The sequence below is a fragment of the Burkholderia sp. BC1 genome (assembly GCF_052683555.1).
Genome location: NZ_JBQYLP010000119.1, coordinates 1 through 8,848, shown reverse-complemented (window position 1 = coordinate 8,848; position 8,848 = coordinate 1). Strand labels below are relative to the sequence as shown.

At 60.9% G+C, this 8,848-nt stretch carries 9 protein-coding genes; all 9 read right to left on the bottom strand.

Features of this window, described 5'->3' with window-relative positions:
• Nucleotides 1-36 precede the first annotated feature (36 nt).
• Nucleotides 37-357, bottom strand: coding sequence for a toxin VasX (locus ACSHSS_RS29055; RefSeq protein WP_445545886.1), 321 nt, complete (start codon nucleotides 355-357; stop codon nucleotides 37-39).
• Entirely contained in the window at nucleotides 354-1,196 is an 843-nt protein-coding gene (locus ACSHSS_RS29050; protein WP_445545885.1) for a DUF4123 domain-containing protein, read from the bottom strand. Before ACSHSS_RS29050 ends, ACSHSS_RS29055 begins: the two co-directional genes overlap by 4 nt.
• A gap of 9 nt (nucleotides 1,197-1,205) precedes the next feature.
• Nucleotides 1,206-3,743 carry a type VI secretion system Vgr family protein gene (locus tag ACSHSS_RS29045; protein WP_445545884.1) on the bottom strand — a complete coding sequence of 846 codons (2,538 nt, stop codon included), beginning with the start codon at nucleotides 3,741-3,743 and terminating at the stop codon, nucleotides 1,206-1,208.
• A gap of 74 nt (nucleotides 3,744-3,817) precedes the next feature.
• The gene (locus tag ACSHSS_RS29040) at nucleotides 3,818-4,144 is read right to left on the bottom strand and encodes a hypothetical protein (RefSeq protein WP_445545883.1); all 327 of its coding nucleotides are present in this window, start codon (nucleotides 4,142-4,144) and stop codon (nucleotides 3,818-3,820) included.
• A 67-nt stretch (nucleotides 4,145-4,211) separates the two neighbouring features.
• A complete protein-coding gene (tssK, locus tag ACSHSS_RS29035; RefSeq protein WP_445545882.1) occupies nucleotides 4,212-5,558 on the bottom strand; it encodes a type VI secretion system baseplate subunit TssK in 1,347 nt (448 codons plus the stop codon).
• 31 nt (nucleotides 5,559-5,589) lie between these two features.
• Nucleotides 5,590-6,093 carry a type VI secretion system lipoprotein TssJ gene (gene tssJ, locus ACSHSS_RS29030; protein WP_059786672.1) on the bottom strand — a complete coding sequence of 168 codons (504 nt, stop codon included), beginning with the start codon at nucleotides 6,091-6,093 and terminating at the stop codon, nucleotides 5,590-5,592.
• A gap of 78 nt (nucleotides 6,094-6,171) precedes the next feature.
• On the bottom strand, nucleotides 6,172-6,657 hold the full coding sequence (locus ACSHSS_RS29025; protein WP_006396709.1) for an Hcp family type VI secretion system effector: 486 nt from the start codon (nucleotides 6,655-6,657) through the stop codon (nucleotides 6,172-6,174).
• A gap of 92 nt (nucleotides 6,658-6,749) precedes the next feature.
• Entirely contained in the window at nucleotides 6,750-8,243 is a 1,494-nt protein-coding gene (gene tssC / locus ACSHSS_RS29020; RefSeq protein ID WP_006396708.1) for a type VI secretion system contractile sheath large subunit, read from the bottom strand.
• A gap of 27 nt (nucleotides 8,244-8,270) precedes the next feature.
• On the bottom strand, nucleotides 8,271-8,819 hold the full coding sequence (gene tssB, locus ACSHSS_RS29015; RefSeq protein ID WP_445545887.1) for a type VI secretion system contractile sheath small subunit: 549 nt from the start codon (nucleotides 8,817-8,819) through the stop codon (nucleotides 8,271-8,273).
• Nucleotides 8,820-8,848: the final 29 nt, after the last annotated feature.

Genomic DNA, 8,848 nt, shown 5'->3' with positions numbered 1-8,848 from the left:
CCATCTCGCCTGCAACTTCGGAAGTTGGTCCATTGATCAGCGTTTCCTTAGATAGCCTCGTTGGGTAATCCAGTACTTTTCCCAAGTACCTCGCTCGTCGTACACGTAGAGAAAGCCTTCGCGCAGGGTCCGACCGGTATAGGCGGCCGCAGGCCCCGTCAAGGAAAGGCTCTTTCCACCCTGTCCATCAACAGGTTGCAGATTTTTCGGCAGATTCGGCGCGCCAGAATTTCGACGCATGACCGCTGCCCGGATCGGGAGAATGGCAAGACCTGATTTTTGGCAAAACTCGCAATCGTCTAAAGCTATCGCCTTTGCCTTTTCCAGCAATGCGAGTGAAGCATCTGGTTTGGTCACGAAACCTCCCGCTTTCGATTCATCTGTTCGATATCGTCAATTACGTTGTCCCAATCGCTTTCCTCGAGAAGCGCACTCGCCTCAGCGTAGAGACCGGGATTGGTGGCCGCCTCGTGGAGATAGGGAGCCAACTTCGGATGACCGGTGAAGCCTTCCCCCAAGAGGCATCCATGTCGGGCAAAGGCGACGCAATCGGACACACACGCAAGGCCAAACTCACTCTGAGCTACGCATAGCCATTGATTGATCTCCTGACTGCAGCGCCACAGCTGCTTCAGGTCGGGCACAGCAGGCAGTGTCGCGAGCGTGTCATTAACCAGTCCGACGTTGGTCAGTGCAATCGATTGAGCCTCGTCGAGCCTGCTCCATACTGCCTCCGGTCGATCTCGGAACTGGAGTTCGTGCCATAAGTCATGATGTGGGACCCACCAGCCGCTCGCACCGTCACACAGGGAAGCAAGATGCGGAAGCGGCAAGATCCACAACAAATGAATGAAAACACCAGGATCGGCAAAACGCAGCACGGCGGCGGAATCGTCTGCCAGCGTGACCGTGACGTGGCGAGCCAATCGTCGCGCTAGCGCGTCAGCGCTCAAATCGCTGCGAATCAATATCGCTGATGCAGTTTCGACCGCGAGACACCGCGCAATTTCCTCATGCTGCGTATCGTCAAGCTGATCAAGTCGAAGCACTGCGGGAAGCAGATGACGTTCGTTTCCGAGCCATTCGGGGGCGGCGTCTTGCCAAGGCAAACCGCTCAGCCAATCGCGCACCAGGAGGCGATCGGCCAACACGTGCGTACAGACCAGCATTGCTTCGGAAAGCGAATAACTTTGCATGACGCCTCCTCACCGAAGCGGCACGATCGCGGCGTGCCGAGCAGCCGCTTTGATCGTGCTCAGTTCACATACCTTGAGTTCGGCAGCCGGAATGTCATCGGGTGCGCTTCTTGGTCCCGGCATCTCGTGCGTTGCGGCATACGATTGCCACTGCCCCGGCGTACCGTTGGTAATCCCCGCGTTACTGAGCGTAATGAAGCTCTTCCCGCCACGAAGCGACAACTCTTCTTCCGCCCAGATTTCAATTTTCGTCGCGGTTTGCCTGATCCGGATTTTTGCCATCAGGTTAATGGCATCCTTGAGAGCTTTAATGTCAATTGAACCAGCACCGGAAATGAGTTTGATCCCGGCGTGGTATACGAAAATTCTCAGTTTCTCCTTGACGGTCGCAAACAGTGATCGCCCTGTGGCAATGCCAAGATGTTCGCCAGTCGTCAATGCCAGATGTTCACCGCTCGCGATGTGTGTACTGCCCGCCGTCGTCGTTTCGATGCCCGCCGGACTGGCAAGCGTCATATGCGGCTCAGCAAACTCGGGAAATGGGTCGCCCTCCGTCGTTGCGTCCCCTCGTATCGCATCGTTCTGTACTCTCAGCGCGGCCGTAACTTCGCTTTGGTCACCGTTCGGTTCCTGCCCGCCATTCTGCTGAGCCAGTCCAGCCAGCCGTTCGTGGGTGTCTCGCGCTTCCGCGAGTCGCCGAACTGTTTCGTCCATTTCTTTCGCATGGCTTTGCGCATTCGATGATGCCTCGGTCGTGATCAGCATTCCCAATGCCGATCTCACTACTCCCCACAGACTGGTCGCAAGTTCAAACCCCCTTCCCCTTTCCTCCTGCCGCCCCGCATTCCCCGCAATACGCGTGATGTACCCCAGATTCAACTGCGAACACCCTTCATCGCTCGACAGATGCGCCTGAATCTTGCCGTTCGTATCGTCGAAAGCCAGCGTATTCGCTCGACGGCCGCCGATTTCCTTGCTGCGGTAGCCGGCGAGCGCCTGATTCGCCGGCAAGGCAAACGGCGGCATGTTGAATGCGTTCACCGCGCTTCCCACGACGATCGGCAAGTCCGGATCGCCATTGACGAAGGCAACCTCGACCTCCTGCCCCCGACGCGGAAGAAAAACGCCGCCGAACTGATCGCCGTGCCAGGCGCCGGCAACGCGCACCCAACAACTGGAACGCTCGTCGTTCTTGCCTAGCCGATCCCAGAGAAACTGCAGCTTCACGCGCCCATAGGAATCGGTCCAGATTTCCTGGTTGTCAGGGCACGTCACGACGGCATACTCGACGCCGTTCATCCGCGGCTTCGCCATCGTGCGCAATAGACGAAACGGCTCATTGGTCGGTTGCACAGTGAAATCCGCTTCGCACCGATACTGCTGGCCAGCCCCGGACGCTTCGCCGATCTCTTCAATCGTCAGCCGGCACGCAATCACTGCGTACTCGCGATTCGCCGCCTCTTGCGGGTAGTGCGACAGCACGAACGTCTGCCCGGCGACCATGCCGCGCAAATTGCCCTTGCCTTGCGCCGTCAATCCCTGACACCGCCAGGCCTGCATCTGTACCAGCGTGAGGTATTCCGCTTCGGTGCGCGGCTCGTTGTGCGCGCCGGAGAGTCCGGCCGCCCCCGCTTGCGGCTGTGCATAGTCGCCCCACGAATAGCGCTCCTGATGGGCGAGGCCCGTATCGCGGGGATCCTCGCGCGTCACGGTCAGATTCGCTCGCGGCAACGTGTAGTCGTAGTCGACAGCCGTCACCGCGCCCGTGGTCAGCGCATGTGACACCGAGAATTCGTGGATATGCTCCTCGTCGATGCGCCGACTGGTCGGCGGTTCGTAGCGAAGCTCGGCATAGGCGTCGCCGAGCGGCCGGAGCGCGCCCATCGAATCGCAAAGCACGAGCCGATGCTTGCCTTCGCCATGCTCGAAGAAGTAGTAGATACCCCACTCTTCCCACAAGCGCTGCAGGAACGCCCAGTCGCTTTCGAAATGCTGGCGCTGAATGTCGCGCTTGGGCCATACCTTGTTAGGCCGAGGCGTCGTCAGCCGTTTATCGACCGGAAACGGATAGGCCGACAGCACGGCATCCGTGATCTCGACAACCGACATGTCCTGGAAAATGCGGCAGTCGCAATTCTTGGTCGCATGCCAGAGCCACGGTCGCAGCGTCAGCGCGTAGACAATCGATCGGCCGTCTTCGCGAACGATCGTCGCCTGACTGACAATGCCGGTGATCTCGCGCATGCCTGCGCCGATATTTCCCATACCGGCACCACCGGCAAGGCCCGGAATGAAATGCCCACGGCCTTCGAGCTGAATCGATACGGTCACCTCCGTGCCGATCAACGCATCGAGATCGACGTTCGCCGCGATGCTCGGCGAGAACGCGAGCGCATCCGGCGTCTTCATTTCCAGGACGTATTCGAACAACTCGCCTATCGTCTCGGCACCCGTGAGCTTCACCGGCGTCAGGAGCAATTGGCCACCGTACGTCGGCAGCGCCGCGCCCGACACCGATAGCGTCCGTGATACCTCGACTAAAGTCATTCTGATGCCCCTTCAATCAATTGAGTCACTGATCGTATGCAATACGCTGTCCATAACGCCTGCCCGGCGCTGCGCTACTTCCAACCGTTAACAATGGGTTGGGAATTTCCAAAAAATAGAGAAAACAACAAATAGACAATCACGCACATCACAGAGACAAGGCCGGCAAACATTCCCCCTGCAAAACGCTTTCCTCCGCGCACTGCAAAGAATCCGGCAACCGCGACCACTGCAATCGGGGGCGCGAGAAAAAAGTACCCGCGCCAAAACAAGTTACGTATCGGATCGATAGAAGTAACGGTCCAATACGCCGCGATAAAGACCACCCAGGCGAGACAAAAGCCGCGAAGTGCAGGGCTTCCACGAGACGGTTCCGGCGTATGATCAGTCAGGTTTTCCATATCAAATTCGAGTCAAGCGAGTGCAAGATTGAATCAATTCGTCATCCAGCGCGTTCTTCCTATCGTCCTATGTGCGTACGCCCCAAAGCTCAAGCTTCAATGACGGAAACTCCCCCGCCACATGCAACGCGATCCCGCCGTGACGCACCACCTCATCCCACAGCAACCCGCCCTGTGTCAGCTCGTAATAGATATATCCCGCGTTGAACGGAATCTGCCGCGGCGGCACCGGCAGCGCCTGCATGCCGATACCCGGCAAATGACTGCGTACGAGGCTCGGCAGCTTTTCCGACGGCCCCGCCTTCGCTTGCGCGAGAAACTGCTGACGCAGCACGTCGGGCGGCATCGCTGCATGCACGGCGAGCACCAGCGAAGCGAAACCCCGCATATCGGCCGGATCGACCACCGCATTGCGCATGCCGTGCCCCCGATCCTCGAGTGCGATGCTCTGCGCGCTACGCACAAGCACGGCATTGAGCAGCCGGTGCGTGTCGTCCACCAGCGGCTTCAGGCAAAGATGCGGCGTCGTATGCCGATAGGGCGGATGCGTATCGAGCGGCCGGCGCGTGTCCGTGCGCAGATGGGTCGACAGCTCGCCCGCCATCGCGATCAGCAGCGTGTAGACCTCCGCCGGCGACGTGGTCGGCACGCGCAGCATGTGCTGCAGCAACGGCTCGTACCGGTTGAGGATCTGCAACAGCAGGTAATCCGTGACCGTCGCCGCACTTGCGGTCGTGTCGTCCGTGCCGGCCAGCCGCTGCGACAGCGCATTCGCGCGCAGATGAGCGAGATCGTGGATCTTCGTGACCCAGCTCGTCAGCAAATCGCTCGCGCCATAGCCCGATACGGGCGGCACGATCGTGTCGTCCAGTTCGATGCTGCCGTCCGCGCGAATGGTCTTTACGCTCGTCAGCGCAAGTCCGATCCATGCGTTGCCGAGCTCCTTCTCCGGCACCAGACGCAGCCGCAGGTTCGACAGCTGGACGGACTCGGGCGCCAGCCCGACCGAATTCGAGTCGCGCAGCTCGGCATCGAATACCTGATAGCGCGCCATCGAATCGGGCGTATCCTCGAACGTCGTTTCCTCGCAGTTCGGCAAACGTACCGGCACGGCCAGATAGATCACCTGGTCGAGGTGTTCCGGACGGATCGTCAACGGCGGCGGCAGCGGCGTATTGCCCGGCGCATCGAACGGTGTGCCGTCGGCGAACACGCCGGCGGCCGATTTGACGATCACCTTCCCGAGCGCGAGCGACTCCAGATCGAGCGCGTAATGCACGAAACCGAAGAAAAACGGCGACAGCGGCGCCGCACGCATGTGCGCGTACTTCTCGAAGTAGCGCTCCTGTTGCTGGAAAAGCTGCGGTCTGAAAAACAACCCTTCCTGCCAGGCGACCTTGGCGTACCAGCTCATACGTCTCGTCCGTTTCGTTGCACGACGTGTTTCATTTCTTCGTTTCCTCGATCGTGACGGCCTTGGCCGAGAGATCGACAGTCAGTTTCAGCTTCGGTGTAACAAGCCGGTACCACGCCTTGTCGGGCGCGGCAGGCATCGGGTAGACCGACCGCCATACCGCATTCGGCAGATCGCGATAGGCCGCGATCACGCCGATGGCAGTCGTTTCCGGATCGGGCCGCCGGACAACTTTCCGATGCTCGCCGGGGCGCAACTGGAACTGGTCGCGCTTGACGACGTCGGCGGCCAGCACCGTCTTCTCCTGTGTTTCCAGCGAAAAGAAATCCGCCGCTTCGAATGCGTTGCCGTTCTTCAGCTCGTAGAGACGCACCACGATCGGCGCCGCGTGCCCGCGATCGTCCGGATTCACGTCGGATGCCGCGTTGATGGCCAGTTCCAGCCGAATCGGCGCCTTCGGCTTCGGTTCGCCGCTCGCGCAGGCCGAGAGCAGCACGACGACGGCGAGCGAAGCGGCGGTCAGAATCGAACGCATACGGAATTCACCTCGATGAACTGCGAATGCGCCGCACGCCGAGAACGCGAATGCGCTGCCGCGTGCGACGCATCGCGCTTACGCTTCCTTGTTGCCCTTGATGTCGAAGCTCGCCGTGACGGCGCCGCCGCTTCCGCCCTGCGCGTTCTGCACGACATACTCCTGCTTCACCTTCGAGAACGACAGCGACACCGTCTCGCGGCTCTTTTCCTCGCCGGCCTTGCTGCCCGACGGCTTCACGCGCGTGACGATCACGTCGCTCATCGTGAGCTTCAGGTATTCGAGCGGGTTGCCGCCGGCCTTGCGCATCACCAGCACGGCCTGGTCGATGTGCTTGCCCGTCAGCGCGTACTTCATCAGGTTCGGGCTCGCACGGTCGATGTTGTGCTCGAACGTGAGATCCTTGACGGTCGCCTTCCCGGCGCCGCCGCCGCTACCCGAATGCATCGACGATTCCTGCAGGATTTCCCAATCCCAGTTCAGGATCTCGATCTCGTCCTTGTGCTTGTCGTCGAGCGATTCGCCGTTGATGCCGTCGATCTTCAGAAAAATGTCCTGTGCCATGCGTAGTACTCCTTTTAGTGAACGTTGGAATCGGGCCGAACATCGTCTGCCGAAGCCGTCCGACGTGCGGCCCTGCGGGATCTGCCGGGTGCTTAAGCGGCTTCCTTGATCGACGGCAGCTTCGTCACGAGCCGCAGCGAAACGGTCAGTCCTTCGAGCTGGAAGTGCGGGCGCAGGAAGAACTTCGCCTGGTAGTAGCCGGGATTGCCTTCGACGTCCTCGACCAGCACCTCGGCCGCCGCGAGCGGCCGGCGTGCCTTCGTGTCCTGCGACGAGTTCGCGGGGTCGGCGTCGACGTAGTTCATGATCCATTCGTTGAGCCAACGCTGCATGTCTTCGCGCTCCTTGAACGCGCCGATCTTGTCGCGCACGATGCACTTCAGGTAATGCGCGAAGCGCGAGCAGGCGAACAGGTACGGCAGGCGCGCCGACAGATTCGCATTCGCGGTTGCGTCGGGGTCGTGATACTCGGCCGGCTTCTGCAGCGACTGGGCGCCGATGAAGGTCGCGTGATCGGTATTCTTGCGATGCACGAGCGGAATGAAGCCGTTCTTCGACAGCTCGGCCTCGCGACGATCCGAGATCGCGATCTCGGTCGGGCACTTCATGTCGACGCCGCCGTCGTCGGTCGGGAACGTATGGCACGGCAGGTTGTCGACCGTGCCGCCCGATTCGACGCCGCGGATCAGCGAGCACCAGCCGTACTGCTTGAACGAGCGGTTGATGTTGACGCCCATTGCATACGCCGCGTTCGCCCAACCGTAGCGGCTGTGGTCGGAGCCGTTCGTGTCTTCCTCGAAATCGAACTGGTCGACCGGATTGGTCTTCGCGCCGTACGGCAGGCGCGCCAGGAAGCGCGGCATCGCGAGGCCGACGTAGCGCGCGTCCTCGGTGTTGCGCAACGAATTCCACGCGGTGTATTCGAGGTTCTGCGTGAAGATCTTCGTCAGGTCGCGCGGGTTCGCCAGTTCCTGCCACGACTCCATCTGCAGCACCGAAGGCGCCGCACCGGTCACGAACGGCGTGTGTGCGGCGGCCGCCACCTTCGCGATCGAACCGAGCAGGTCGACGTCCGGCGGCGTGTGATCGAAGTAGTAGTCGGCCACGATGCATCCGTACGGCTCGCCGCCGAGCTGCCCGTATTCCTGTTCGTAGATCTGCTTGAAAAGCGGGCTCTGATCCCACGCCAGCCCCTTGTAGCGCCGCATCGTGCGATGCAGTTCGGCCTTCGAGACATCCATCACGCGGATCTTCAGGTGCTCGTCCGTCTCGGTGTTCGACACGAGATGGTTCAGGCCGCGCCACGCGGATTCGAGCGCCTGGTAGTCGTCATGATGCAGGATCAGGTTGATTTGCTCGGAGAGCTTGCGATCGATCTGCGCGATGATCGCCGCGATGCTCTTGTAGGCGTCGTCGCTGATCGTGATCGACTGCGTGAGCGCCTGCTCCGCGAGTGTCTGCACCGCATGTTCCACCGCCGCGCGGGCCTGATCCGTCTTCGGCCTGAATTCCCGTTCGAGCAGTTGCGTGAAATCGGATTGGGTCGCGGCCTGCGCCTCGACGGCGTGTACTTGCTGTTTTGCCATTTTGGTCATCCTCGATCGGTTTGTCGGTCAGCTCGCGTTGGCGGAATCGGCCGCGTCCGCTTCGTGCCGCTCCGGCCGCGGCGCCGCAGCCAGCGACTTCAGCAGCGCCGGGTCCTGCAGCAGCTGGGTGACGAGCGCCTCGGCGCCCGACTTGCCGTCCATGTACGTCTGCAGGTTCGCCAGCTGCGTACGCGCCTGGAGCAGGCGGCGCAGCGGCTCGACCTTGTCGGCGATCGCGGCCGGCGAGAAGTCCTCCATGCTTTCGAACGTCATGTCGACCATCATCTGGCCTTCGCCCGTCAGCGTATTCGGCACGGCAAACGCGACGCGCGGCCGGATCGCCTTCATGCGCTCGTCGAAGTTGTCGATGTCGATTTCCAGAAACCGACGCTCGGACACCGCCGGCAGCGGCTCGACCGGATGCTTGCCGGAGAGGTCGGCAAGTACGCCCATCACGAACGGAAGCTCGACTTTCTTCTCCGAGCCATACACTTCGACGTCGTACTCGATCTGCACACGCGGCGCACGATTGCGCGCGATGAACTTCTGCGAACTGCTAGGGAAACGCTGATCAATGGACCAACTTCCGAAGTTGCAGGCGAGAT

Excerpts from the sequence above, each read along its gene's own strand:
- ACSHSS_RS29050 (WP_445545885.1), bottom strand. The coding sequence starts at position 1,196 with ATGCAAAGTTATTCGCTTTCCGAAGCAATGCTGGTCTGTACGCACGTG.
- ACSHSS_RS29045 (WP_445545884.1), bottom strand. The coding sequence starts at position 3,743 with ATGACTTTAGTCGAGGTATCACGGACGCTATCGGTGTCGGGCGCGGCG.
- ACSHSS_RS29040 (WP_445545883.1), bottom strand. The coding sequence starts at position 4,144 with ATGGAAAACCTGACTGATCATACGCCGGAACCGTCTCGTGGAAGCCCT.
- tssK (WP_445545882.1), bottom strand. The coding sequence starts at position 5,558 with ATGAGCTGGTACGCCAAGGTCGCCTGGCAGGAAGGGTTGTTTTTCAGA.
- tssJ (WP_059786672.1), bottom strand. The coding sequence starts at position 6,093 with ATGCGTTCGATTCTGACCGCCGCTTCGCTCGCCGTCGTCGTGCTGCTC.
- ACSHSS_RS29025 (WP_006396709.1), bottom strand. The coding sequence starts at position 6,657 with ATGGCACAGGACATTTTTCTGAAGATCGACGGCATCAACGGCGAATCG.
- tssC (WP_006396708.1), bottom strand. The coding sequence starts at position 8,243 with ATGGCAAAACAGCAAGTACACGCCGTCGAGGCGCAGGCCGCGACCCAA.